Source organism: Arthrobacter sp. SLBN-100, from assembly GCF_006715305.1.
Classification (GTDB): domain Bacteria; phylum Actinomycetota; class Actinomycetes; order Actinomycetales; family Micrococcaceae; genus Arthrobacter.
In genome coordinates, this window is sequence record NZ_VFMY01000001.1 from 2,402,366 (window position 1) to 2,426,404 (window position 24,039).

A 24,039-nucleotide genomic window follows, 5' to 3' on the forward strand; every position below is an offset into this window, starting at 1 on the left:
CAATTCAGTGCAGTCGAAGGAGACATGATGAGCACGAAAGTGGAGAAACGGATTGTGGTCGATGTACCGGTCAACACCGCCTACAACCAGTGGACCCAGTTCGAGGATTTTCCGCACTTTATGAGGGGCGTGGAGAGCGTGACGCAGCTCAGCGACGACCGCCTCAGGTGGGTGGCCCACATCGGCGGGGTCCGCCGGCAGTGGGAAGCGAAGATCCTTGAGCAGGTCCCGGACCGCAGGGTGGCCTGGGCATCCACCGAAGGAGCAACCAACTCCGGAAAAGTCGAATTCCGTGATGCTGGTGCGAACAAGACCGAACTGGCACTCACGCTGGACTACCAGCCGGCAGGCGTGGTGGAAAAGGTTGGCGACCTGCTCCACGTGGTGGGCCGGCAGGCGGAACACGACCTGAAGAAGTTCAAGGAGTTCATCGAGCACGAGGGCCACGCCACCGGGGCCTGGCGTGAAGCAATTCCGGGGACGGCGGCGGCCGGAACGGAAGAGCCTGCTGCAGCGCCGCGCCCCTACAACAGGTTCGAGCACCCGTTCGACCAGACCGGCGGCCTGGTGGACTTCGAAGGAGAGTCGGACGAGACGGCTGACGGCGAGAACTACAGCTCCGCTGAACGCCGGAACCGCCGGCATGATGAAGGCAACCTTCCACCCTTCAGCGGCACCTTGGGACAGCACTGACAGGACGCCACAGCATAAGCAGCGCCGCCATCGCACTTCCGGCTCTGGAAACCCGCCCGCCCAAAAGGTATGTTGGTAAGCATGCTGATGATTTTTACCGACTCATCAGCTTCCGGTAACAAAGCGAAGGAGACGTTATGAGCACGAAGGTGGAAAAACGCATTCTGGTGAACGTACCGGTAAGCACCGCTTACAACCAGTGGACCCAGTTCGAGGAATTTCCGCACTTCATGGGCGGCGTCAAGAGCGTTACGCAGCTCAGTGATGACCGGCTGCAGTGGGTAGCCGAGATCGGCGGCGTCCGCAGGCAGTGGGAAGCCAGGATTCTGGAGCAGATCCCGGACCGCAAGGTCGCTTGGGCGGCCACGGAAGGCGCCACCAACGCCGGTGCCGTCGAGTTCGAGGACATCGGGGGAGGCCAGACCTCCATCCAGCTGACGCTCGACTACGAGCCCGAAGGACTCATCGAAAAGGTGGGCGACAAGCTCCACGTGGTGGACCGCCAGGCTGAGGCAGACCTCAAGCGGTTCAAGGAATTCATCGAGGCTGAGGGCTACGCCAGTGGCGCTTGGCGCGGCAGCGTCAGCTCCGGGGCCCCTGCCGGCACGCCGGGAGTCGAGGATGCGGCAGGATCGCGCGGCGACTCGGGCAAGGCCGGCGTATCCGGCAAGGTGGCGGCTGGGCTGGGCGTTGCCGCGGCCGCGGGTGCAGCGGCGGCCATGGCCGGGGGCAAGAAGGAAACAGCGGAGGGTGCTGATGAGACGATAACTCCGGTGGTTCCCGGTGAGCCCGTCACCGTCACGCCGCTGACGACGGACACCACCACAGACACCACCACGGCCGGAACGACGGCGGCAGCCGGGTCCACCGGTTCGGTGGCTGACCTGGGCGATGACCGGATCGGACATGCTTTTGACCAGACGAACGGCCTGGTGGACACCACCGGCGAGTCGGACGAGACGCTGGAGGGCGAGAACCTGAGCGCCGGCGAACGCCGCGAAAACGAACGGCGGCCCGACGGCGGCCTGCCGCCCGTTGGCGGCAACCTCGGCCAGCACTGACCGGAACCTGACCGCCTGAGGAACGTTCCGGCGTCGGACGTTCCGCGTCAGACGTTCGCAGGAAAGCAAAGCGCCGCCCGCCTCTCCCCCGAGGCGGGCGGCGCTTTGCCGTTGCTGCCTGGTGTTACTGCTGGTCCGCGCCGGCGTAGAAGACAGCCGGCGCTGCGGGGGTTTCCATGCCCTCGCCGATGAAGAAGCTCGGGTGCGGCGGCTGGTTGTAGGCGACGGCCTCGCGGGCAACGCCAGTGCGGTACATGGGATCGTGCATCAGCGTGCGGAGCCGGACCTCGGTGGGCGAGGTGCTCGTGTAGATCCGCAGCTCAGTGCTGTCCGACGACGGGAAGGCCAGTTCCTCGCGCCAGTCACCCAGCAGGTCCGCCTGGACCGACGGGTTGCCCTTGGTGCCGTTGTTGGTCTTTGCACCGGTGGCGGTCAGGAGCCTGTCGCTGGCTTCGGTTTCCCAGTTCCACTTCGAGATGGTGGGCACACCTACACCGGCTGCAGCGTCGAAGTCGTGGTCAACAATTTCCCGGAGAAGGTCGCCGTCCCACCAGGCCAGGAAGTTGGCGGCCGGGATCTTCTCGGCAATCCGTTCCCCCTTGGCGGACATCAGGTATCCCACCGGGGAGTTCCAGGCGGCATCCCCGCCAACAGCCCAACCTTCAGCACCGGAATGGCGCGGGTCGATGTCCCCGGCAGCGCCGCGGCCGGTATCCCGGGTGGCGGGAATGCTCCAGAGGATTTCACCGGTAGCAGCGTCCCGGAAAGTGGCGCCGCGATTGCCGCTCTGGCTCATGCTCTCGTGCACGGCGAAGGTCTCCAGGCCCGGGCGGGACGGATCCCAGTCGCTGGTGTGGATGGCGTCGCCGTGGCCCAGCTTCGTGTTGTAGAGCGGCCTGCCGTCGTCGTCGATGGTCATCGAACCAAAGACGAACTCGTCCTTACCGTCCTGGTCCACGTCAGCCACGGAGAGGTTGTGGTTGCCCTGGCCCTTGTATTCGGCACCGGTGATGTCTGAGTCGAAGGACCAGCGTTTCACCAGCTTGCCGTTTACCAGGTCGTAGGTCACCAGGACGGTGCGGGTGTAGTAGCCGCGGCTGAACATCATGGAGGGGTGTTCGCCGTCGAGGTAGGCGACGCCGGCGAGGAAGCGGTCCACGCGGTTGCCGTAGCTATCGCCCCAGGCCGCTACGGAACCGCGAGCCGGCTCGTAGGGCACCGTGTCCATGATGGTGCCGGTGGCGCCGCTGAACACGGTGAGGAATTCCGGCCCGGACAGGACATAGCCGGCGTTGGTCCGGTGGTCCGCCGCCGGGTCGCCGATCACGGTCCCTGCCCCGTCCGTGGTGCCGTCCGCCGTCTTCATGGACACCTCGGCCTTGCCGTCGCCGTCGAAGTCGTAGGCGAGGATCTGGGTGTAGTGGGCTCCGGCCCGGATGTTGCGGCCCAAGTCGATGCGCCACAGCTTGGTGCCGTCCATCTTGTAGGCGTCCACGTACACGTTGCCGGTGTAGCCGGACTTCGAGTTGTCCTGTGCGTTGGTGGGGTTCCACAGCTGGATGATTTCGTAGGTGCCGTCGCCGTCCAGGTCCGCGACGCTTGAGTCATTGGCCGTGTAGCTGTAGGCCTGCCCGGTTGGGGTGACGCCGTCGGCCGGCTTGTCCAGCTTGATGGCCAGGTAATTCTGGGCCAGCGGCGTGAACTCGGAACTGAGCTTGTCCTGGCCGTTGCCGTTGCCCACCGTTTGGATAACGTACTTCGACGCCGCAGTGCCCTCCGGGTCAACGTATGTGGTGGTCTGGCGGATGGGCTCTTCTGTGAGCTGGACGCCGTCGCGGATCACATGGAAGCCAACGCTGTCCTTGTCCAGGCCAAGCATGCGCCAGCCCAGGGTAACGCCCTGGTCCGTCAGCACTGCCACCGGGGCTCGGTCCAGGTTCTCCACCTGGCGCTTGAGCTCTACGCCGGACTGCCCGGGTGTGGTTCCGGGTTCTGCCTGCGCCAGTGGGACGCCGGTAAAAGCGAGTGCGGCGGCCGTCAGTGATGCTGCTGCGGCGAAGGGAGCCGCTTTCCAGGCACGGCCGGCCCGGGATGAGGGGGAACATTTCGAGTGATAAACCAAAAGAACATCTCCTTTGATGCGTCGGCAGCTGAGTCCGCCGTCCGACAGTTGGAACGTTTCACTCCTCGTCGCAATCGAACCTTTCTGGGGGTTCGGACGGTGTGAAGCAGGAGGGAAAACGCTTTCTGCCCTTTAGGTTTATCAGCGTGCTGATGTTCGGGTCAAGGATTTTCCGTTACAAAGTGGGCGTATTTGTTCTATTGCGTTTCGTTATTGGTAAAACGGGAGTTCACCGGCTGACGGAACCACGAGGGCGCCCTGCCGCCACGCACGTAGGCGGCAGGACGCCGTCGTACATTTTTCGAGCAGCCTTTATTCCCGGAATCCACCTGAAATATCTGCGGAGGCGCGGCTGTTGGGGCCGATATGACAACAATCGGAATCATCGGTGCAGGACACATTGGAAGCGCAATTGCCCGGAAGGCGGTGGAGTTGGGCTACGACGTGGTCATCAGCAACTCCCGCGGTCCGGAAACGTTGGCGGGCCTTGTTGCGGAACTGGGCCCGAACGCGCGGGCGGCCACGGCTGCGCAAGCGGCCAAGGCCGGCGATTTCGCCGTCGTCACTGTGCCGCTCAAGAACTACAGGGACGTCCCGGTGGAGCCGCTGGCCGGCAAGATCGTGATCGACACCAACAACTACTACTGGGAACGTGACGGGCGCATCCCGGCGCTGGACAATGGCGAGGCCACCACCTCGGGGTTGCTCCAGGAGCACCTGCCTGATTCGAAGGTGGCCAAGGGCTTCAACCACATCATGGCCTCCCAGATCGCCACTGACGGAACCCCCTCCGGGACCGAAAACCGGCGCGCCCTGGCAACAGCAAGCGACTACCCGGAAGCGGCGGAACTGGTCACCCGCCTGTACGACGAATTCGGCTTCGACACCATAAACATCGGCGACCTCGAGGAGAGCTGGCGCGTGGAGCGCGATCGCCCGGCCTACGTGGTGCGGCAGAACGCCCAGGAGCTGAAGGACAACCTGGCCAAGGCGCCAAGGACCGTCTAACCCTTACCCCGAACGCAAGAAACCGGCTGGCAGCTGACGTCGCGAAACGGTATTTTGACGACGCTACCTGCCAGCCAGTTTGGCCCTAACTAGTCACGCGCCGGGACCAGGACCACTTCATATTGGGGTGCCTGCTTGCCGAACTTCGCGTTGACCGCGGCGAGGGTGTTCCCAAACCTGGCCACCGTCGTCGGGACGTCGAAGCGCCCGCTCTTGATCACGTCCTCAACCGTGAACCTGGACAGGTCATCGGAAAGCTTGAGCCGGCTGATCCGGTTGGAGATGTTCTGGACCGCCCATAGCGTGTGGCCTTTTACCAGGATCCCGTCCACAAACTCCAGGTCCCGGCCTTTGATTTTGTCGCTCTTTCCTGTTTCGGGGTCCACGGCAAAGAGGGCCTGTTGCTGTGTGTGGGCGACAATGAGCGTGTCTCCGTCTTCGGCTACTGCGATCCCGTTGAATCCGAACTCGCCCGGTTGCAAGGGTTTGGCTGCCCTCCCGTAGACTTTCAGGGTCTTGACGTCTTTGGCTTCTCCCAGCTTCCCGTGGCTGCCCACGGGGACAAAGTACAGCTCGGCAGCAGCGGAATTGGTAAACCAGGCGCCGTCGTCGGTAAGGGTCACGTCATTGATGAAGCCGGGGGCCAGGCGGTATTCCTTCACCGGCTTGCGGGTGTCGGTGTTGTAGACGTAGGCCTTGCCCGTGGCACCGCCCGCCACAAAAAGCAGATCATTGCTGACATCCGCCTTCATTCCGACAGCCATCCGGCCTTCCGGCGCGTCGATGAAACGCTTGGCCTTGTCCTCCCGGATGTCGCCGCGGAAGATATCGCCGGTCATCAGGTCCCCGGCATAGAAGGTCTTCCCTTCTCCCGCCGCGATGCCCTCGGCGGAGGTGGCGCCCTGGAGGACAATGATGTCGTCGTCATTGGAAGTCGACGAGGCCGCTGCCGGCAGTGCTGAGGGTAAGAACAAGGTCAGAAGAGCGATGAATCCGACGGCTGTACGGCATTGCACTGCTTGGCGCATGATGCTTCCTAGATGTGGATTAATGCGCGGGGCCAAACTGCGGCAGCTCCGCACCATGGTGCTGCCAGTTTAAGTAGCTGCAGGAAGCCCCGCCAGAGCCTGAGGCCCCCTTCATAGAGGAGGGGGCATCGCACCCGGAACGGCATTCGCCTCGGGGTTCTGCTTACAATCAAAACCTCAATCAACTACTGAGGGACCCATGAAGAAACTCGCCACAGCCTTGATCGCCGCCGGACTCGTAGTCTCCGCCACGGCATGCACCGCCTCGAACCAGCTCACCACCGCCGAAACGTGCGAGCGGATCCAGAGCGTGGTATCCAACCCGGCCAACAACGCAGGCAAGACGGGCATGAACCGCCTCGCCAACCAGATCCGCCCCATTCACGAGGTTGCGTCCGATGACCTCAAGCCCGCCCTCGAGTCCATCCTTGAATACACGGATGAGCAGGCCAAGGAAACGCCGGACGAAGGCAAGCTCGCAGAACTGCAGGCCGGTTACCAGGAAGCCGGCAGCACCTACAGCAAGTTCTGCAGCTAGCCTTCATTCGCGTGCCGTTTTCTGCTGACCGGACCCGGCTGCCTACAAGGTGGCCGGGTCCGTGTTCGCTCCGCAGAGAATGACGGCCACGCGCTCCCCCGCTGTTGGCACGAAGGCGCCCGAGGTGAGGGCAGCGAACGCCGCAGCGGCGCCATGTTCCACCACCAGCCGGTAGTCGTTCCACAGGAGCGCGCGTGCGGCGATGATGTGGTCGTCGGACACCAGGACGCTTTCGACGCCGGTGCGGACCGCGACGGAGAAGCCGATGTCGCCGATGCGGCGGGCTCCCAGGGAGTCTGCCGCGACGCCCGATACTGCGACATCAACGGGTTCCTTCGCGGCCAGGGCGGCATGAAGCGTCGGCGCGTTGTCGGGCTCCACACCCACCACCCGGGCATGGCCTTCTACCGCGGCCGCGATCCCAGCCATCAGTCCACCGCCGCCCACCGCCACCAGCACGGTGTCCACGCCGGCGATCTGCTCCAGCAGTTCCGTACCCACCGTCCCGGCACCGGCTGCGATCTCAGGTTGATCATAGGCGTGGCAGTAAACAGCTCCGGTACGTTGGGCATATTCCACTGCGGCCTGGTACGCCTCGGCATATTCAGCCCCGCCCTGAATCACGGTGGCACCGATCGCCTCGAGCTTTCGAACCTTCACGGCCGGAGCGGCAGCAGGTACGAACACCGTGGCCGGCACGCCCAGTTGGGCTGCCGCGTATGCGTTGGCCAAACCGGCGTTGCCGCCCGAAGCAACCACCACACCCGAGGTGGAGTCCAGCTCACCGCGCTCTTTGCTGGCCAGGATGCGGTTCAGTGCGCCGCGGGCCTTGAAAGTGCCGGTGTGCTGCATGAACTCGCACTTGAACCACACTTCACCGGGGAATGCGTCCGCGTCCGCTTTTAGCATCGGCGTCAGCCGGGTAAGCCCGGCAATGCGTTGGGCCGCGTCATCAACATCGGCACGGGTAATCATGTCAGACTTCGTCGTCCCACGTTCCCGGCTCATCAATGGCTTCCTCAGGCTTGTGCTCCTGCGGCGGCTCACCACTTCCGGTGTAGGACGCCGGCACGGTTCCGGCCGCGTGGGCCTGCTGCTCCTCGCGGATGTTGCTGGCGCCCGGGAGCTCCGGATGCTGGCCGCTCTGCGGCGCCTGCGCCGCCTGCTTGGCTTCGTCGGGGTCACCCGGGCCGCGAAGATCGGCGGTGTTCCGAGGCTCTTCATTGGATGTGGTCATTGGGGTCCTGCCTTTCAATGGATACCGGTCGTACTCTGCCGCGGGCATGTGCCCGGGCCAGGACTCCAGCCTACGGTTACCACGGTCGCAATCGATTTGTTTAGCCGCGGACCGGCAGCACCCTGCCGAATAACGGCAAACCGGTCAGAAAAGCGGGCAGGACCATCAGGTCCCGCCCGCCTTTCTGCTGCCCGCGTTTCTGCTGCCTCAGGAGCTAACGCGAAGGGGTCGGTGTTGCCGACGACATCTCGCTGTCCTCAGTCTCGGTCGCCGTTGGGGTGGCGGCAGGCGACGCCGACCGGTTCGCTGGAGATGTGCTCGTGGAGCCGGAGGTGCTGGCGGACGTGGGACTGGAAGTTCCGGTGCCGCTCTCGGCCTGCTTCAGCACGTCATTGACCAGGTCCTCGAGCTCCTTCTGGTCAGGGTCCCCCAGGTTGGCGCCGCTCTTGGTGGCCACCACCAGCAGCCTGCCTTCGGCTGCGGAGACCTGCATCAGCTTCTGCTGGTTTTCGCCGCTGCGTGTGCTGAGGGTGGCGAAGGTCTTTTCGGCGTCCGTGTCAGCCTGAAGCTCCTCGCTGTTGACCTCATACGTCTGGCCCAGCGCGGTCACGGAGAACTTGTCGCACTGGCCCATCTTGCCGCTGATCCTGTTGAGGAGCTCGACGGCGTCCGGCCCGTCACTGCCCGACTGCGCGGACAGGGTGCGCGGCTGGTCGCCCTCGGAAAGCGCGACAGCGACTTCGCCGCTTTCCACCTTGTCCAGCAGTCCCGCCGTGGCAATGTCCTTGCAGTCCGACGGGTCCACAGTTGCCGTGCTCAGGAGCAGGTTAGCGAGGTTGCCTCCCTGGTCCACCTGTTCCTTGGAGTAGAGCTTCAGTTCGTTGCCGTCGTCATCCTTCATTCCGGAGATGATCCCGCGGAGCTCATCCTCGGTGTAGACCTTGGCTTGCGCCGTTTCGGAGGTGGGCGCGGCCGTAGCAGAGGGAGTTGCCGTGCCCCCGCCGCCGCCCGTGCAGCCCGCCAGGGCAATCATTGCCGCCGCCATCACTCCAAGCGCAGGAACTTTTCGCATCAGGTACAACCCCTTTTGAAACTAGAAAGCATGCTTAGCGTTTCCAGCTTAAGGCTATGTCCGGGGCTTGGGAAATAACTAAGCCTGACTTTTTACTTTTCCCTAATCCAGGCAGCGATATCAGGCCGGCCGGGCTCCCGCCTCACGGGAGGGATGCCGCCACGCCCCGCTTGCCGTCGCCTGATGGCCCAGGCTGCGGGAGATGGCGCGGGCTGCGGCGCGCACCAAGGAACCAATTCATGGGCGGGGGCCTCCACATCCGGGAATCCCGGCAGGCTGCGCGAGCAACTCCTCCAGCGCGTCGGGAGCGGAGCAGGCCCGCAGGACCTGCCCGAGGGCGGTGGTGCGCAGGGGCACCTTGCCTGCGGAGGCGGGTGGCCAGGCGTTCCATAGCCCAGGAAGCGGAGCTCGTGGCTTGACCTGCCGCTTGCCGGACCGGCCCGTGTGAAATAATTCGAATCAGTGGTCCTCACCGGACCGCTCCACGGATCGAAGGGGCCTTTCGTGCCAGCCACAGCACCATCAGGGAGCAGCGCTCCGACGGCGAGCGCGACCATCAACAACACCCAGGTCCCCAAGCATGAGCAACTGCGCCTGATCATCCTCAAGCTGGCCAAGGAGGATCTGGAGCCCGGCGCTCGGCTCCCCAGCGAGCGCACCCTCATGGACTCCTACGGCGTCAGCCGCATCACCGTGCGTGCCGCGATTGGACGGCTGGTCAACGAGGGGCACCTGGTACGGGTTCCGGCCAAGGGCACGTTCGTGGCGGACTCCCCCGTGCAGTCCACCCTGCACCTGGCCTCCTTTACCCAGGAGATGGAGTCGATGGGGCACGTTCCCAGCACCGTGGTGCTGGTGGCGGAGGCCGCCGCGGCCCCGGACGATACAGCCGAGGCGCTCAGCCTGGCTCCGGGTTCGGAGGCCATCCACCTCAAGCGCCTCCGGCTGGCGGACGGACGGCCGGTCAGTGTTGATGATGCCTGGTACAACCCCGAGCATGCACCCGGCCTGCTGGATATCGACCTGACAGGGTCGGTTTACAAGGCCCTGGCGGCACAGTTCGGGCACCAGATTGACCGCGCCCGGCAGAGCGTCAAGTCCGAGGGCGCCCCGGCAGACGTCGGGGCGCTCCTCGGCACCGGAACAGGAGCGCCGGTGCTCGCGTTCGACCGCGTTTCCTATTCAGGCCACCTGGCCATCGAGCATTCGCGCTCCTGGTACCGCTCCGACCGCTACTCCCTGAACATGGAAGTCCGGCTCTAGGAGCGGCTCCCCTCGCTAGTCCAGCGAGAACAGTTCCTCACCTGCGGCGACAGTGCCGGCTCCAACCAGGGTCGCGGTGTCCGGCTTGGTGTCGAGGACGACGACGGGACTCACCATTGAGTAACCGGCAGCCAGCGCGGCGGCGGGATCCACGCGCATCACGGGGGCACCGGCGTCGACCGTGTCGCCTTGGGCGATGAGCAGCTTGAAGCCTTCGCCCTTGAGCTTGACCGTATCGATGCCCACGTGCGTCAGGACGCCGCGCCCTGACCCCTCCACCACCACAAAGGCGTGCGGCAGGAGCTTAATCACCTTCCCCGCCACCGGGGACACGACGTCGAACATCTCGCCTGCCGGGGGTTCCACCGCGGCGCCGGAACCCACCATCTGGCCGGCGAAAACAGGGTCCGGGACCTCGGCGAGGGGAACCACGGTACCGGACATGGGTGCGAGGACCACGAGGGACTGCGCCACTAGAGGAGGTCCTCGATGTCTTCGGCCAGGGTGTCGGCCTCGGGACCAACGATGACCTGGACGGCCGTGCCGGACGCCAGTACGCCGTGGGCTCCGGCGGCTTTCAGGGAGGCTTCGTTCACCAGGGAACCGTCTTTGACCTCAGTGCGGAGGCGAGTGATGCAGGCTTCAATCTCCACGATGTTGCCGGCTCCGCCCAGGCCTTCAATGATCTTTTCTGCTTTGGACATGGTTGCCCTTTCTGACGGTGCCCGCTGGCGAGCACTGCTTCCTCACCGGGGCCGGCGGCCCAAGTGCGACCAATTATGGCTTCCACCGCCGGCCATTTGGATAGTCCGGCAGCATTTGCAATTGCCTTGACAGGCACTCGTGGGATGGATCACACTGAGCTGGTCATAACCAGACAGTACCGGCTGGAACCCCTCCTTTACAAGCCCCATCCGAACCCGCAGAGGTGCAACCATGTCAACATCCGAGACCGCCGCCTTGGCTCCCGAGAAGAAGCCAAACAAGGCGTTTGCCACCCTGCAGCGCCTGGGCCGCACCCTGATGCTGCCCATCGCTGTTCTTCCCGCCGCAGGCATCCTCCTGCGCATCGGCCAGGCCGACCTGCTCGGCGCCATACCTGGATTCGAAGGCGGCGCCGCCGTCATCTCCGCAGCCGGCAGTGCCGTCTTCACCTGGCTGCCGCTCATCTTCGCAGTTGGCATTGCCATCGGCTGGGCCAAAAAGGCCGACGGGTCAACCGCACTGGCCGCTGTGGTGGGCTACATGGTGATCGACGGCGTCTTCAAGGCCATGTCCCCGCTGGTACTGGCCGGACAGGTTGACCCCGTCGGCAAGCCGGCGATGATCAACTACGGCGTCCTCGCCGGCATCGTAGTGGGCCTGCTGTCCGCCACGCTGTGGCAGCGGTTCTACCGCACCAAACTGCCGGACTTCCTGGGCTTCTTCAGCGGCCGCCGCCTGGTGCCCATCCTGACCTCCGTCGCCAGCCTGGCGGCCGGCGTCGTCCTTGCCCTGGCCTACCCGCTGTTCAACGCCGGCCTCTCTGCAGTGGGCCAGGCCGTGGCCAGTAACGCCGTAGCCGGCGGCGGCATCTATGGCTTCGCCAACCGCATGCTGATCCCCGCCGGACTGCACCACATCCTGAACTCCGGCGTCTGGTTCCTCATCGGCGACTACACCGACGCCTCGGGCCACCTGGTCCGCGGTGACCTCAGCCGCTTCTTCGCCGGCGACCCCAGCGCGGGCATCTTCATGACCGGCTTCTTCCCCATCATGATGTTCGGCCTGCCGGCAGCAGCGCTTGCCATCTGGCGCCACGCCAAGCCCTCGCAGAAGAAAATCGTGGGCGGCATCATGCTCTCCACAGCCCTGACCGCGTTCTTCACCGGCATCACTGAACCGCTTGAGTATTCCTTTATGTTCGTGGCTTTCCCGCTCTACATCGTCCACGCCGCCCTGACCGGAACCTCCATGGCACTGGTCAACGCGCTGGGCATCCATCACGGGTTCACGTTCTCCGCAGGCCTGATCGACTTCATCCTCAACTTCGGGAAATCGCAGAACGGCTGGCTGCTCATCCCCATCGGCCTGGGCTACGCCGTGGTCTACTACTTCCTCTTCTCCTTCGTGATCAAGCGCTGGAACCTGCGCACCCCTGGCCGGGAGGACGACGAGGTCACCGTGGAGACCGAAGCCGCGAAGTAGGAACCCAGCACCTGCCTGCCCCGTACACAGAACACCGCAACCGAAAGCGCCTTCACCCATGGAAATCGTCATCCTCCCCACCCCTGCAGACGTGGCCCGCACGGCAGCGGACGCCATCGAGCAGCAGGTCCGCAGTGGCCCGTCAGTCCTTGGCCTCGCCACCGGGTCAACGCCCCTTGGCACCTACCAGGAACTCATAGGGCGGCACCGCAATGACGGGCTTAGCTTTGCGGGGGCACAGGCCTTCCTCCTCGATGAGTACGTGGGCCTGCCAAGCGGGCATCCGCAGTCCTACCACTGGGTGATCCGGGAGGAATTCGTGGACAGTGTGGACTTCGCGGCGGGGGCAGTGCATGGGCTGGACGGCGTGGCCGAGGACCTCGAAGCAGAGACCGGGCGGTACGAGGCGGCTATTGCAGCCGCCGGTGGAGTGGATATCCAGATCCTGGGAATCGGCACCGACGGCCACGTGGGCTTCAACGAGCCCATGTCCTCGCTGGCTTCCCGGACCCGGATCAAGACGCTGACCCAGCAGACCCGCCAGGACAACGCCCGCTTCTTTGAAGATTCCGCGAGTGTTCCCGACCATGTCCTGACGCAGGGCCTGGGCACCATCCGGGAGGCGCGGCACGTTCTCCTGCTGGCCATGGGTGAGGCCAAGGCAGAGGCTATTGCGGCGGCGGTTGAGGGCCCGGTTGCGGCCGTCTGCCCCGCCTCAGCGCTCCAGCTGCATCCGCACGTCACGGTTCTCGTGGACGAGGCTGCGGCGTCCAGGCTCGCGCACCGGGAGTACTACCAGGACACGTTCGGGCGGAAGCCCGCCTGGCAAGGGCTCTGAGGGTGGCAGGGATTCGAAGCGACGTGGCGCAGCCGCAGCTCGAGCTGGCGGTGGAGAGTGCCGAGGGCGTACGGCTTGCAGCCTCTGTCGGCGCTGCCCGGGTGGAACTGTGCGCCGCCCTCGCCGAAACGGACGGGATCACACCGAGCATCGGCACGGTGGAGCAGGCGTGCCGGGTGGGCCTGCCCATCCACGTTCTGGTCCGCCCGCGCCCCGGTAGCTTCACCTACACGGCTGAAGAGCTTGAGGTGGTGGAGCGTGACGTGGAGGCGGCATTGGACGCAGGGGCGGCGGGCATCGTGGTGGGGGTTTTAGCGGCCGACGGCGGACCGGACGTTCCGGCGCTTCAGCGACTTTCCGAGGTGGCCCGCCGTCGTCATCCCGCTGTTGAAGTAACGTTCCACCGGGCGTTCGACGCCGCCCTCGCGGCGGGCGTCGATCCTGCTGATGCTTTGGCCAGGCTGGAGCGGGCCGGCGTTAACCGCGTGCTGACCAGCGGCGGAAGCCCCGATTGCACGGCTGGACTCCCCATGCTGGCGCGGCTGGTGGAGCTGGGACGGAACCACGCGCCGTCGGTACAGATCATGGCCGGCGGCGGAGTGCGCCTGGAACTGCTGCCAGAATTGGTCCGCAGCGGCGTCCATGCCGTTCACACGTCGGCACGGGGACTGGATCCTTCCAGCGGGTCCAGGGCACGTGCCGCGGACCCCTCACTCGCTGCCGGCATGGCAGCGGCTCTGCGAAAGGCCGCATGATGGGCGAGGAATTCATACTTCGGGGCCGGATCGTGTCCGCAAGCATGGACATCGACGACGGGCTCATCGCGGTGGCGGGCGGCCGAATCACCTATGCAGGGCCGGCGTCGGAATTCCCTGGCAGCCCCGGTGATGCCCCAGAGCCCGGGCGCATTCTGTTGCCGGGCCTGGTGGACCTCCACTGCCACGGCGCCCATGGCTCGGACTTCGCCCAAGGTTCTTTGGAGGGCGCCCGGGCTGCTGCCCGCTACCTGCACAGCCGGGGCACCACCACGCTGCTGGCCAGCCTGGTCACCGGAGCGCCGGCGGACCTCGTCCGGAACCTCAAGGTGCTGCGTTCGGTGGCGGAGGAGGGGATGGTTGCCGGCTCACATCTTGAAGGCCCCTTCCTCTCCGGCCAACAGTGCGGCGCGCACGACCCCGCGCTGCTGCTGGAACCGGATGCCCGCCTCATGGGCGAACTCTTCGAAGCGGCGGGGTCCACTCTGGCTTCCATGACTCTGGCCGCCGAACTGCCGGGTGCATCCGAACTGGTGGACTTGCTCACTCACCGCGGCGTGCTGCCTTCGCTTGGGCACACCGCAGCTGATCACTCCGGCGCGGCTGCCTTCCTGGAGCGGGCCGCCGTCGGGCTTGCGGAAGCATTCAACGGTGAGGATTCGGTCAAGGGGCGGAGGCCTACGGCCACCCACCTCTTCAATGCCATGCCCATCATGCACCACCGAGCCCCGGGTCCCGTGTCCGCCTGCCTCAGCGCAGCGCGCGCCGGCAATGCCGTGGTGGAACTGATCGCCGACGGCGTCCACCTCGCCCCGGAAACGGTCAAGACAGTCTTCGAACTGGTGGGCCCGGACAACATCGCACTGGTCACGGACTCCATGGCCGCGACGGGCCTGGCGGATGGCCATTACCGGCTCGGCACTCTGGCAGTGACAGTTGACGGAAGTGTAGCCCGGGTGGACAACACTGGTGCCATCGCCGGCGGAACGTCGACGTTGCTGGACGTTGTCCGGTCCACGGTTGCAGCCGGCGTCCCGATGCAGGACGCCGTCACGTCAGCGACCGCAGTCCCGGCGGCGGTCCTGGGACTGTCGCGGCAGGCGGGTGATCTGGTCGCAGGGATGCCGGCCGACGTCGTCGTCGTCGACACCGAACTGAATCTGGCCGGGGTCTTGCGGCGGGGCGAGTGGGTGACTGAGCCGCAGCTGCCTGACTAGCCCTTGCCCCCATCTGTATTTCGCACCAGGCACCATGCACCCCACACAAAATTGTCAGACCCCCCCAGCGATGATGTTGGTATGGGACCGGACAAGGGAATTGGTGGCAAGGCGGTAAGTGCGGCAACGCTGTTTGCTGCCGCACCGGCTGCTCCGATGCGCCCTTCAGCCGCTCCTACTCAAATTGTCAGTGCCTCGATGGAGGATGTTGGTATGGGAAACGGCGCGGGCACGGCAGCAGTGATGGAGGGCATTCATGCCTCTGTTGCCGGCGTGAATGCGTTGTTCCTCGAGGATGTTTCTCTGGCCGGTGCCGACGCAGGGGTGGATGTGCTGGAACGCCAGTATGAGATCCGGCTGGAAAGGATTGAGCTGCTGTCGCGGCTGGATGCCCAGGTTTCTGCGCTCAAGGCCCAGGACGTGGCCGAGGCCGTTGAAATCCAGCTCGCCATGACCCCGCCGGAAGCACCATTGCACGAGCGGACCTATGCCGAGATGTCCGCGGTTGAGGAAATCGCGGGTGTCCTGACCATCAGCTCCGCCGCAGCGGGAGCGCTCGTCAGCCAGTCCCGCCAATTGTGTTCCCTGCCGCCGGCCATGGAGGCCTTGTCCGCCGGGACCATCTCCTGGATGCACGCCAGGATCATCGCCGACGAAACCGAGGGGCTTGCCCCAGCCGGCGCCGCCGCCCTGGTCGCGCATTTCCTGGATCCGGACGCGCCCAACCCGGCCCGGGGAGCCTTCGCCGGTGACCTGGTGCCCGCACGGTTCCGCACCAGGGTGCGTGGCTGGCGCGAACGCCACCACCCCGAAACCCTGGAAAAACGCCACGCCAAGAGTGCCGCGGACCGGCGGATGGAGTACACCCCGGACCGGGACGGCATGGGATGGGTCTCGCTGTACATGCCCGGCGACACCGCTTGCGCTATCTGGAACCGCACCACCGCCCTCGCCCGCGGCCTCCAAGGCCCCGAAGAGCCCCGGACAATGACACAATTACGCCCCGACATCGCCGCCGGCCTACTGCTCAACGCTCCTATTACGGGCAGCGCCCGCAACGATGATCTTGCAGAAGCGGGCACTGCGGGAAGGGACACTGCAAACAGGGGCATCGCAGAACGGAACACTGCAGAAGGGGACACTGGAAGTGGTGACGTTGCAAAAGAGGCCATCGCAGAACGCGACCCTGCAGACGGGAACGTTGCGGGCGTCGGACAGGTCCCTGCACCAAAGGTGGACGTCCTGGTCACGGTCCCGGTGTTCGCGCTGCTGGGCCTCACGGATGAACCCGCTCTGCTGGACGGTTTCGGCCCGATCCCCGCCTCCATGGCACGCAAACTCGTCACGGACGGGGCCAGCTCCTTCCACCGGGTGCTCGTCGACCCCCGGGACGGGGCACCACTGGAAATCGGGCGCACCCACTACCGGCTCACCAAAGCCATGAAACAAGCCATCCGCCTCAGAGACGGAAAATGCACCTTCCCCGGCTGCAACAACCCCTCCCTCGACAACGACACCGACCACCTCACCGCCTGGCAACATGGCGGAACCACCGGAATCAGCAACCTTGCCCAACTCTGCCCCAAGCACCATCGCCTCAAACACGCCACCGGCTGGACACCCACCCCAGCCACCCACAACGAACCACCCGGCTGGACCTCACCCACGGGCCGACACTACAAAAGCGAACAACCCGACAGGGAACCACCACAATGGCCGCCCGGACTCCTACCCGCCGAAACGCCCAAGTTCCAGCCCGCTGAAACGCCCAGCTTCCTGCCCGCGGAACAGAGCCTCTTAGAACACGCCCTTATGGACTTGTTGACCGGCTGAGGCAGCAGCGGCCGAAACGCTCAGTCGGCGCCGGGAAGGTTCACTTCCACGAGCCCGGCGGTGACTCGGGTTTCGAACCGTGGCTGCCTGGACGTGGCGGGCCCGGCCTGCACCTCGCCCGTCCGCAGGGAGAAAGTGCTGCCGTGCCACGGGCACACGACGCACGGTTCGTCATTACCAGCCGACCCGTCCACCGCACCCACCGCACTGCCGCCCTTGAGCTTTCCCTCGTGCAGCGGTCCGGAGAGGTGGCTGCAGACGTCGGATAGCACGTTAACTGTTTCCGCTTCCCGGAACACGAGCAGCGGAATTCCGGCGACTACTCGCTGGTGGAGCTTCCCGTCGGGCAGGTCCTCCAAGGGTGCGAGGGACTGCCATCCGCTCGGGAAGCGGTGCGGAATATCCTCGCTATGGTTTACGCCGGCGGCCTGCCGGTAGCTGAGGTGGCCGCCCAGGAAGCCGCCAAAACTGACTACCCCCAGGCCCAGATAGGCGAGCACCTTGCCCGCACCCTGCTGCCCCTGCGCGCGCACCACCAGCGACGCTGTGTAGAGGCTGACGGCGGTGATGTTGGCGGTTGCATGGACCAGCCCCACTCTCTGCTGCTGGCTGTGCAGCTGCGACCAATCCATAAAACCGGCCACCGCAGCAGGCACGGCGGACGCGCTTCCCACGCCGATCAGGACACTGGCCGCCCTGTCGTTGCCGGGGAGCGCGTCCAGGACTGCCGCCGAAAGCCAGGAACCCAGCGGAACCTGGACGGCCAGCGGATGAACCGGGTGCCCGATGGGCACTCCGTGCAGGATGTCCCGGGCCCACTGAGGCCGAACAGTGCGTTTGACGATCTTCCGGACCTTCTTGGCCAAGGGATCCAGCCAATCGGCATCTTCCAGTCGGGCAACAAGCTCAAGTGCAGGCAGCGGTCTCATGTGACTCCCTTACCCCGTTGGTCGGTGTGCAGTCGATGCCGGTCAGCCTAGCTGCTGGGGACCAGAAGGCACAGGGGTGGACAGGACACAAACCGCTTGGCAGAAGCGCAGGTCAGCGAAGCGGGGACCCCAGAACCGTGAACTGGGTGCCGCCCATTTCATCGGAAAGCAGTGGCATCGCCTCGGCAATGGCTGCCCGGACGCTGTCCAGCTGCAGCGACGCCCGGTGCGCTTGGGGCGATTCCCACAGTTCACACACGAACACCCTGTCCGGCGCCTCGTCATTCACGCCAACCTCGTACAGCAGGCACCCGGCTTCCTTCAGCCCCGGCATGGGCCGAAGAAGGATGGACGCGACGGCGTCGCGCTGGCCGGGCTTGGTTCCGAGAGTTCCCACATTCGCAAAGGTCATGGGGACAGTGTGCAGGATGGGGCGACAGGATGGGGAAGCTACCGCACGACTGCAGCGGGAAAGGTCCCCTTGGTCGTGATGCACACCAGCGTTCGGGTACTTCATAGAGCGGAATCCGCGTCGCCCCCAGCCCAACTGCGGATTACAGTCCGGCACAAGAAGAAGTCGGAGCACAAGGGCAAGGACGATGCCGTTCCAAGCGCTACGGCACTTTGTCGCGCTCCATCACCCTGCCTCGCGCCGGGGCCCAGACGATGTGAAGGCCAGCTACGGGGACGGCATATCATGGCAGCCACCCTGGGCCCGGCCGACAGGCAGGACGGCTCATCCCGCTCGCCATCGCAAGCAGGAATAACTCAGATCAACGCGTGCATCCCGAAGCTGCGGGGCCTGCCGAAGGAGGCGGCACCGAGGAACTCGACGCCGACGAACGGCTCCTCCCCCATCACCCACTCATCGTGGCCGGGAGGAAGCGCGTAGGTATCGTTGGCGCGGATGGTGGACCTCACGCCGTCGACCGTTTCAACCTCAAGTTGCCCGGAGATGCAGTAGCCGAGGTGGTGGTGCTCGCAGAAGGCGGTCAGCTCATCGGGCTTCGCAGAGACGGACCACCGCCAGCCGGGCGCGAGGATAAGCCGCGCCACCGAGTAGTCATCAACAGTGACAAGGTCGAATTCCGCCTTGTCCGGGCAACGCTTCCTATCGGGATCATCAAATGACTTCACTGCCAACGCTCTGATGAAATTTGCGCTCATGTGGACACAGCCTGTTGATCGTGATGAGGACGCCTGGCTCGAACCAGACGGTGGGTTCGGATACCGACGAGCGGTGAAGTATAAGCGAGACCTGTAGCCGTCTACGCCTTTGTCCCCGGCGGACACGCGTTCACCGGGCAGTGCCAGCGTATCTCTAACCCTAGCCTTACCGCCCTTGAAGTCAATGGGAAAACCCGCCGGTAATAGGTAGCCCTGGCCCTAGCGCGGGGCGAAGCGCAGGCGCAGGATTGAACTATCGGATCCCACACCAGACTGAATCCGGCAACGTCAGGCCCCCGCTCAACCGGGGCGTGCTGATTGAAGAATGGGACTGCAGGCTGCGGCCGCCACACTGATCAACTGCAACTGTCAGTCGCGTCTTTGCTCTACCCAATATTGCGGAATCGCGCCCAAAAAATGGTGAATCGCGTCCTTATAGGAGCAAAAAGCAATGTCCATCACTCCAACCATGAAAAGCCGTACAACCCGGGCAAAGATCGCCCTGATTCCGGCTCTCTCGCTGGGCCTGTTCGTGGGTTCCGCGGCATTGGCTGCCCCGGCCCAAGCCCACGATGACGACGACTCAATTAGAGGCTGTACCGTCAAGCCCCTGAAGCCAACGGACGAACGAGGCAACTGGGTGAACTTTAGTATCAAAGTGAAATGTGAAGACGGGAAACGGACCGTCCATATCAGGCAGATACGGTACGAGGCTGACCGCGGCCGCGATACTCGCCTGGGCGACGACTACTTCGTGCGCCATCTAGACCGTGACGACCACTACAAAATCATAGACAGCCTTGACCATGTCCGACAGAACCTGGATCACCGCGACAGCGAAGAGGTCTATCACAAGGTTTCGTTCGCGGTTGAAAACAGGAATGGCGACCTGTCTGGCTGGTCCGACTGGGAAAAGAGCGAAGTATTGAGGGACGTGAACGTCCACTAGTCGGTTCAGCAAAAAACCGATGCTGCCAGGAGCCAGGGGCCATAAGCCCCTGGCTCCTTCCTCTGCAGCGATTCATGGACCCCGGCAGCTTTGCCCCAGTAGGCGCTCCAGGCCGCGCCAGCCCCTTGACGCGCCCCGCCCTCCTTCCCTAGACTTCTCATAAAGCAGAATCTAAATTCCACAAAGCGGAAACGGTAAGAAAACCGGGAAGCAAGGGAAGATAGATCAAAGCCCTCCTCGGAAGGACCTACGATGACGTACACAGTGAACTGCTCCATCCTCCTCACGGAGCTGCCCCTGCTCGAGCGCCCCGCCGCAGCCAAGGCAGCCGGCTTTGACGCCGTGGAATTCTGGTGGCCCTTCGAAAGCTCCGTCCCCACCGACGCACAGGTAACCGAATTTGAAAACGCCATCAAGGATGCCGGCGTACAGCTCACGGGCCTGAACTTCAATGCCGGCAACATGCCCGGCGGCGACCGCGGCCTGGTGTCCTGGACGGGACGCGAATCCGAGTTCAAGGACAACATCGAGGTTGTCACCGGCATCGGCGAGCACCTGGGCTGCAAGGCCTTCAATGCCCTCTACGGCAACCGGCAGGACGGCGTCACCCCTGAGGAGCAGGACGAACTCGCAGTCAGGAACGTTGCCGCGGCGGCAGAAGGCGTGGCAAGGATCGGCGGTATCGTCCTCCTCGAGCCCGTCAGCGGCGCACCCAAGTACCCGCTCCTCACGGCTGATGACGCACTCAAAGTCATCGCCCGAGTGAAGGCGGAGGCCGGCGTCGGAAATATCAAGCTCCTCGCGGACTTCTACCACCTCTCCGTCAACGGCGACGACGTCGATTCCGTCATCGAAAACCACGCCAAAGACTTCGGCCACATCCAGATCGCCGACAACCCCGGCCGCGGCGCTCCTGGCACCGGCACCCTTCCGCTTGGCGAATGGATCGCCCGCAGCCGCGAGCTCGGCTACGAGGGCTACATCGGCCTCGAGTACAAGGAACCGCAGGAAAAGGCCTTCAGCTGGGCCATCCGCCAGCACGTCTCCCAGTAACCGGTGATTGAGCCTGGGCCCACGCCCGCCGGGTTCCCTGGCCAGCTTGCGAGGCGAGGGGGCGGGTGGGGAGCGAAATCCTGACAGCCTCAACCACCGCCACACCACAGACTTCAGAAAGAGAACCATCATGAGCAATGTTGCAGTTATCGGACTCGGAATCATGGGCCTGCCCATGGCCATCAACCTGGTCAAAGCCGGCCACAGCGTCACCGGCTTTAACCGCAGCCAGGACAAGATCGACAAGCTCGTCTCCGAAGGCGGCAAGGGCGCCACCAGCATCGCGGACGCTGTCAAGGATGCCGACGTCGTCATCACCATGGTGCCGGACTCCCCCGACGTCGAGGGCGTGGTCAGCGGCAAAGACGGCGTCTTTGCCAACGCCAGGCAGGGCACCCTGTGGATCGACGCCTCCAGCATCCGCCCCGACGTCGCCAAGCGCCTCTCGGACGAAGCCCGCGACGCCGGCATCCGCCCCCTCGACGCCCCGGTCTCCGGCGGCGAACAGGGCGCCATCGACGCTGTCCTGTCCATCATGGTGGGCGGTGACAAGAAGGACTTCGAGGACGCACAGGATGTCCTGAACGCTGTGGGCAAAACCATCGTCCACGTGGGCCCCTCCGGCTCCGGCCAGACCGTCAAGGCAGCCAACCAGCTGATCGTCGCCGTCAACATAGAGGTCCTCGGCGAGGCCATAGCCTTCCTCGAGGCCTACGGCGTGGACACGGACGCCGCCCTCAAGGTCCTCGGCGGCGGCCTGGCCGGCTCCAAGGTCCTGGTCCAGAAGGGCCAGAAGATGCTGGACCGCAACTTCGAGCCCGGCTTCCGACTCGCCCTGCACCACAAGGACCTGGGCATCGTCACCTCCGCCGCCCGCGAAGCAAACGTCGCCATCCCCCTCGGCGCGGTCGTCGCACAGCTCGTCGCCGCCACCGTCAACCAGGGCGACGGCGCATTGGACCACTCCGGACTCTTCAAGCAGGTCCTCCAGCTCAGCGGCCGGGAGTAAGTTTCGCTCCCCACCCGCCCCCTAACCTCGCAAGCTCGGTCAGGGAACCCGGCGGGCGTGGGCCCGGCTCAGCCACCGGTGATTGGGCCTGTCGAAATCCAAGCCACGACAAGCCCGGTTTAGACCATCTAAACCAACCAACCAACCGATAACGCCCTCACCGCCGGGCCTTCCTCCAGCACACCCAAAAACAGGTTTCGACAGGCTCAACCACCGAGCTTCGACACGCCCAAAAACAGACTTTCCCAAGGAGCACACCATGAGCAAGATGCGTACCGTAGATGCAGCGGTGGCCATCCTGGAAAAGGAAGGCGCCATCGAGGCGTTCGGCCTGCCAGGCGCCGCGATCAACCCCTTCTATTCCGCAATGCGCGCCCACGGCGGCATCCGCCACACCCTGGCCCGCCACGTTGAAGGTGCCAGCCACATGGCGGACGGCTTCAGCCGCGCCAAGGACGGCAACATCGGCATCTGCATCGGCACCTCCGGCCCCGCCGGCACGGACATGATCACGGGCCTGTACGCCGCCTGGGCCGACTCCATCCCCATGCTCTGCATCACAGGCCAGGCCCCCGTGGCCAAGCTGCACAAGGAAGACTTCCAGGCCGTGGACATCGAGTCCATCGCCAAGCCCGTCACCAAGATGGCCATGACCATCCTGGAGCCCGGCCAGGTTCCGGGTGCCTTCCAGAAGGCCTTCCAGCTGATGCGTTCCGGCCGGCCCGGCCCGGTCCTGCTGGACCTGCCCATCGACGTGCAGCTGGCCGAGATCGAATTCGACATTGACACCTACGAGCCATTGCCCATCGAAAAGCCCAGGGCCAGCCGGAAGCAGCTGGAAAAGGCCCTGGACATGCTCACCGCGGCCAAGCACCCCCTGATCGTGGCCGGCGGCGGCATCATCAACGCCGGCGCTTCCGCCCAGCTGGTGCAACTTGCCGAGACCTTGAACATCCCGGTCATCCCCACCCTGATGGGCTGGGGCACCATCCCGGACGACCACCGGCTCATGGCCGGCATGGTGGGCCTGCAGACCTCCCACCGCTACGGCAACGAGAACTACCTGCAGAGCGACTTCGTGATCGGCATCGGCAACCGCTGGGCCAACCGCCACACCGGCGGCCTGGAGACCTACACCACCGGCCGCAAGTTCGTGCACATTGACATTGAGCCCACGCAGATCGGCCGCGTGTTCTCGCCGGACCTGGGCATCGCGTCCGACGCCGGCGCGGCGCTGGCCGGGCTGGTTGAGCTCGCCAGGGAGCGCAAGGCAGCAGGGTCCCTGCCGGACTACAGCGCCTGGGTTGCCGAGTGCCAGGACCGCAAGGCCTCCCTGCACCGCAAGACCCACTTCGAGAACATCCCCATCAAGCCACAGCGCGTGTACGAGGAAATGAACAAGTCCTTCGGGCGCGACACCATCTACGTGTCCACCATCGGCCTGTCCCAGATCGCCGGCGCGCAGATGCTGCACGTCTTCGGCCCGCGCAAGTGGATCAACGCCGGCCAGGCAGGTCCGCTGGGCTGGACCGCCCCAGCTGCGCTTGGCGTGGTTCGCGGCAAGCCGGACGAGACCGTGGTGGCCCTGTCCGGCGACTACGACTTCCAGTTCATGATCGAGGAACTGGCCGTTGGCGCGCAGTTCAACCTCCCGTACATCCACGTGGTGGTCAACAACTCCTACCTGGGCCTGATCCGGCAGTCCCAGCGCGGGTTCAAGATGGAGCAGAACGTGTCCCTGGCGTTCGACAACGTCAACAGCGCGGACTTGTCCGAAAACGCACGCGGCTACGGCGTGGACCACCTGAAGGTGGCCGAGGGCCTGGGCTGCAAAGCTGTCCGTGTGGAGGACCCGAACGACCTCGCCGCCGCGTTCGACAAGGCCAAGGCCCTGATGGGCGAGTTCCAGGTTCCCGTGGTGGTGGAAGTGATCCTGGAGAAGGTCACCAACATCTCCATGGGTGTGGAAATCAACGCCGTGAATGAGTTCGAGGAGCTGGCCGAGACCGCAACCGACGCCCCCACTGCCATCCTGGCCCTGCAGGGCTGGAACCTGCAGGCCTAGAACAAGAAAGACAAA

Annotated in this window: 24 protein-coding genes; 14 read left to right on the forward strand and 10 right to left on the reverse strand. The window is 64.8% G+C overall.

What is annotated here, in order from left to right; all coding sequences use genetic code 11:
- The first annotated feature begins 27 nt into the window (after positions 1–27).
- Entirely contained in the window at positions 28–693 is a 666-nt protein-coding gene (locus tag FBY31_RS11215; RefSeq protein WP_142040676.1) for an SRPBCC family protein, read from the forward strand.
- 137 nt (positions 694–830) lie between these two features.
- On the forward strand, positions 831–1,754 hold the full coding sequence (locus tag FBY31_RS11220; protein ID WP_142040679.1) for an SRPBCC family protein: 924 nt from the start codon (positions 831–833) through the stop codon (positions 1,752–1,754).
- Positions 1,755–1,878: 124 nt separating this feature from the next.
- Here the strand turns inward: FBY31_RS11220 and FBY31_RS11225 are convergent, their stop codons facing one another.
- The gene (locus FBY31_RS11225; RefSeq protein WP_142040682.1) at positions 1,879–3,876 is read right to left on the reverse strand and encodes a rhamnogalacturonan lyase; all 1,998 of its coding nucleotides are present in this window, start codon (positions 3,874–3,876) and stop codon (positions 1,879–1,881) included.
- Between the two features lie 366 nt (positions 3,877–4,242).
- On the opposite strand from FBY31_RS11225, the gene FBY31_RS11230 reads away from it, so the two are divergent.
- On the forward strand, positions 4,243–4,884 hold the full coding sequence (locus FBY31_RS11230) for an NADPH-dependent F420 reductase (protein WP_142040685.1): 642 nt from the start codon (positions 4,243–4,245) through the stop codon (positions 4,882–4,884).
- A gap of 89 nt (positions 4,885–4,973) precedes the next feature.
- Here FBY31_RS11230 and FBY31_RS11235 read toward each other — a convergent pair whose 3' ends face one another.
- Positions 4,974–5,912, reverse strand: coding sequence for a hypothetical protein (locus FBY31_RS11235; protein ID WP_142040688.1), 939 nt, complete (start codon positions 5,910–5,912; stop codon positions 4,974–4,976).
- Positions 5,913–6,111: 199 nt separating this feature from the next.
- Here FBY31_RS11235 and FBY31_RS11240 point away from each other — a divergent pair, with 199 nt between their 5' ends.
- Positions 6,112–6,450, forward strand: a complete 339-nt coding sequence (locus FBY31_RS11240) for a hypothetical protein (protein WP_142040691.1) — start codon at positions 6,112–6,114, stop codon at positions 6,448–6,450.
- A gap of 42 nt (positions 6,451–6,492) precedes the next feature.
- On the opposite strand, the gene FBY31_RS11245 is transcribed toward FBY31_RS11240, so the two are convergent.
- The 3 genes from FBY31_RS11245 to FBY31_RS11255 form a co-directional block, all read right to left on the reverse strand.
- Positions 6,493–7,425: a threonine/serine dehydratase gene (locus FBY31_RS11245; protein WP_142040694.1), complete on the reverse strand. Its 933-nt coding sequence runs from the start codon at positions 7,423–7,425 to the stop codon at positions 6,493–6,495.
- 1 nt (position 7,426) lies between these two features.
- Complete coding sequence (locus tag FBY31_RS11250) at positions 7,427–7,687, reverse strand: hypothetical protein (RefSeq protein ID WP_142040697.1); 261 nt, start codon at positions 7,685–7,687, stop codon at positions 7,427–7,429.
- A 214-nt stretch (positions 7,688–7,901) separates the two neighbouring features.
- A complete protein-coding gene (locus FBY31_RS11255; RefSeq protein ID WP_235013022.1) occupies positions 7,902–8,759 on the reverse strand; it encodes a hypothetical protein in 858 nt (285 codons plus the stop codon).
- A 504-nt stretch (positions 8,760–9,263) separates the two neighbouring features.
- Between FBY31_RS11255 and FBY31_RS11260 the strand changes: the two genes are divergently transcribed.
- The gene (locus tag FBY31_RS11260) at positions 9,264–10,022 is read left to right on the forward strand and encodes a GntR family transcriptional regulator (protein WP_235013023.1); all 759 of its coding nucleotides are present in this window, start codon (positions 9,264–9,266) and stop codon (positions 10,020–10,022) included.
- 15 nt (positions 10,023–10,037) lie between these two features.
- On the opposite strand, the gene FBY31_RS11265 is transcribed toward FBY31_RS11260, so the two are convergent.
- The gene (locus FBY31_RS11265; RefSeq protein ID WP_142040700.1) at positions 10,038–10,496 is read right to left on the reverse strand and encodes a PTS sugar transporter subunit IIA; all 459 of its coding nucleotides are present in this window, start codon (positions 10,494–10,496) and stop codon (positions 10,038–10,040) included.
- Positions 10,496–10,726, reverse strand: coding sequence for a glucose PTS transporter subunit EIIB (locus FBY31_RS11270; protein ID WP_050053469.1), 231 nt, complete (start codon positions 10,724–10,726; stop codon positions 10,496–10,498). The genes FBY31_RS11265 and FBY31_RS11270 overlap by 1 nt, the downstream gene beginning before the upstream one ends.
- Before the next feature lie 232 nt (positions 10,727–10,958).
- Between FBY31_RS11270 and FBY31_RS11275 the strand changes: the two genes are divergently transcribed.
- The 5 genes from FBY31_RS11275 (at position 10,959) to FBY31_RS11295 (ending at position 16,852) form a co-directional block, all read left to right on the forward strand.
- Positions 10,959–12,209, forward strand: a complete 1,251-nt coding sequence (locus FBY31_RS11275; protein WP_142040703.1) for a PTS transporter subunit EIIC — start codon at positions 10,959–10,961, stop codon at positions 12,207–12,209.
- A 58-nt stretch (positions 12,210–12,267) separates the two neighbouring features.
- On the forward strand, positions 12,268–13,047 hold the full coding sequence (nagB, locus tag FBY31_RS11280) for a glucosamine-6-phosphate deaminase (RefSeq protein ID WP_142040706.1): 780 nt from the start codon (positions 12,268–12,270) through the stop codon (positions 13,045–13,047).
- A 2-nt stretch (positions 13,048–13,049) separates the two neighbouring features.
- Complete coding sequence (locus tag FBY31_RS11285) at positions 13,050–13,802, forward strand: copper homeostasis protein CutC (RefSeq protein WP_235013024.1); 753 nt, start codon at positions 13,050–13,052, stop codon at positions 13,800–13,802.
- Complete coding sequence (locus FBY31_RS11290; protein WP_142040712.1) at positions 13,802–15,019, forward strand: N-acetylglucosamine-6-phosphate deacetylase; 1,218 nt, start codon at positions 13,802–13,804, stop codon at positions 15,017–15,019. The genes FBY31_RS11285 and FBY31_RS11290 overlap by 1 nt, the downstream gene beginning before the upstream one ends.
- A 213-nt stretch (positions 15,020–15,232) precedes the next feature.
- Positions 15,233–16,852, forward strand: coding sequence for an HNH endonuclease signature motif containing protein (locus FBY31_RS11295; protein ID WP_142040715.1), 1,620 nt, complete (start codon positions 15,233–15,235; stop codon positions 16,850–16,852).
- A 20-nt stretch (positions 16,853–16,872) separates the two neighbouring features.
- Here the strand turns inward: FBY31_RS11295 and FBY31_RS11300 are convergent, their stop codons facing one another.
- The 3 genes from FBY31_RS11300 to FBY31_RS11310 all read right to left on the reverse strand — a co-directional run bounded on the left by FBY31_RS11300 (position 16,873) and on the right by FBY31_RS11310 (position 18,948).
- A complete protein-coding gene (locus FBY31_RS11300) occupies positions 16,873–17,781 on the reverse strand; it encodes a Rieske 2Fe-2S domain-containing protein (RefSeq protein WP_142040718.1) in 909 nt (302 codons plus the stop codon).
- A 112-nt stretch (positions 17,782–17,893) separates the two neighbouring features.
- Complete coding sequence (locus tag FBY31_RS11305) at positions 17,894–18,193, reverse strand: putative quinol monooxygenase (RefSeq protein WP_142040721.1); 300 nt, start codon at positions 18,191–18,193, stop codon at positions 17,894–17,896.
- Positions 18,194–18,549: 356 nt separating this feature from the next.
- Entirely contained in the window at positions 18,550–18,948 is a 399-nt protein-coding gene (locus tag FBY31_RS11310) for a cupin domain-containing protein (protein WP_142040724.1), read from the reverse strand.
- Between the two features lie 451 nt (positions 18,949–19,399).
- On the opposite strand from FBY31_RS11310, the gene FBY31_RS11315 reads away from it, so the two are divergent.
- The 4 genes from FBY31_RS11315 (at position 19,400) to gcl (ending at position 24,024) form a co-directional block, all read left to right on the forward strand.
- A complete protein-coding gene (locus FBY31_RS11315; RefSeq protein WP_142040727.1) occupies positions 19,400–19,897 on the forward strand; it encodes a hypothetical protein in 498 nt (165 codons plus the stop codon).
- A gap of 252 nt (positions 19,898–20,149) precedes the next feature.
- Entirely contained in the window at positions 20,150–20,950 is an 801-nt protein-coding gene (locus tag FBY31_RS11320) for a hydroxypyruvate isomerase family protein (RefSeq protein ID WP_142040730.1), read from the forward strand.
- Between the two features lie 130 nt (positions 20,951–21,080).
- Positions 21,081–21,959 (forward strand): 2-hydroxy-3-oxopropionate reductase, encoded by an 879-nt coding sequence (locus FBY31_RS11325; RefSeq protein WP_142040733.1) that lies wholly within the window; start codon positions 21,081–21,083, stop codon positions 21,957–21,959.
- A gap of 259 nt (positions 21,960–22,218) precedes the next feature.
- Positions 22,219–24,024 carry a glyoxylate carboligase gene (gene gcl / locus FBY31_RS11330; RefSeq protein ID WP_142040736.1) on the forward strand — a complete coding sequence of 602 codons (1,806 nt, stop codon included), beginning with the start codon at positions 22,219–22,221 and terminating at the stop codon, positions 24,022–24,024.
- The last annotated feature ends 15 nt before the right edge of the window (positions 24,025–24,039 follow it).

Bases quoted from the DNA above. Each gene is read 5' to 3' on its own strand.
- FBY31_RS11235 (WP_142040688.1), bottom strand. From the start codon at position 5,912: ATGCGCCAAGCAGTGCAATGCCGTACAGCCGTCGGATTCATCGCTCTT.
- FBY31_RS11245 (WP_142040694.1), bottom strand. From the start codon at position 7,425: ATGATTACCCGTGCCGATGTTGATGACGCGGCCCAACGCATTGCCGGG.
- FBY31_RS11240 (WP_142040691.1), top strand. From the start codon at position 6,112: ATGAAGAAACTCGCCACAGCCTTGATCGCCGCCGGACTCGTAGTCTCC.
- FBY31_RS11315 (WP_142040727.1), top strand. From the start codon at position 19,400: ATGTCCATCACTCCAACCATGAAAAGCCGTACAACCCGGGCAAAGATC.
- FBY31_RS11275 (WP_142040703.1), top strand. From the start codon at position 10,959: ATGTCAACATCCGAGACCGCCGCCTTGGCTCCCGAGAAGAAGCCAAAC.
- FBY31_RS11310 (WP_142040724.1), bottom strand. From the start codon at position 18,948: ATGAGCGCAAATTTCATCAGAGCGTTGGCAGTGAAGTCATTTGATGAT.
- FBY31_RS11270 (WP_050053469.1), bottom strand. From the start codon at position 10,726: ATGTCCAAAGCAGAAAAGATCATTGAAGGCCTGGGCGGAGCCGGCAAC.
- FBY31_RS11250 (WP_142040697.1), bottom strand. From the start codon at position 7,687: ATGACCACATCCAATGAAGAGCCTCGGAACACCGCCGATCTTCGCGGC.
- FBY31_RS11255 (WP_235013022.1), bottom strand. From the start codon at position 8,759: ATGCGAAAAGTTCCTGCGCTTGGAGTGATGGCGGCGGCAATGATTGCC.
- nagB (WP_142040706.1), top strand. From the start codon at position 12,268: ATGGAAATCGTCATCCTCCCCACCCCTGCAGACGTGGCCCGCACGGCA.
- FBY31_RS11300 (WP_142040718.1), bottom strand. From the start codon at position 17,781: ATGAGACCGCTGCCTGCACTTGAGCTTGTTGCCCGACTGGAAGATGCC.
- FBY31_RS11215 (WP_142040676.1), top strand. From the start codon at position 28: ATGAGCACGAAAGTGGAGAAACGGATTGTGGTCGATGTACCGGTCAAC.
- FBY31_RS11295 (WP_142040715.1), top strand. From the start codon at position 15,233: ATGGGAAACGGCGCGGGCACGGCAGCAGTGATGGAGGGCATTCATGCC.
- FBY31_RS11305 (WP_142040721.1), bottom strand. From the start codon at position 18,193: ATGACCTTTGCGAATGTGGGAACTCTCGGAACCAAGCCCGGCCAGCGC.
- FBY31_RS11220 (WP_142040679.1), top strand. From the start codon at position 831: ATGAGCACGAAGGTGGAAAAACGCATTCTGGTGAACGTACCGGTAAGC.
- FBY31_RS11325 (WP_142040733.1), top strand. From the start codon at position 21,081: ATGAGCAATGTTGCAGTTATCGGACTCGGAATCATGGGCCTGCCCATG.
- FBY31_RS11290 (WP_142040712.1), top strand. From the start codon at position 13,802: ATGGGCGAGGAATTCATACTTCGGGGCCGGATCGTGTCCGCAAGCATG.
- FBY31_RS11230 (WP_142040685.1), top strand. From the start codon at position 4,243: ATGACAACAATCGGAATCATCGGTGCAGGACACATTGGAAGCGCAATT.
- gcl (WP_142040736.1), top strand. From the start codon at position 22,219: ATGAGCAAGATGCGTACCGTAGATGCAGCGGTGGCCATCCTGGAAAAG.
- FBY31_RS11320 (WP_142040730.1), top strand. From the start codon at position 20,150: ATGACGTACACAGTGAACTGCTCCATCCTCCTCACGGAGCTGCCCCTG.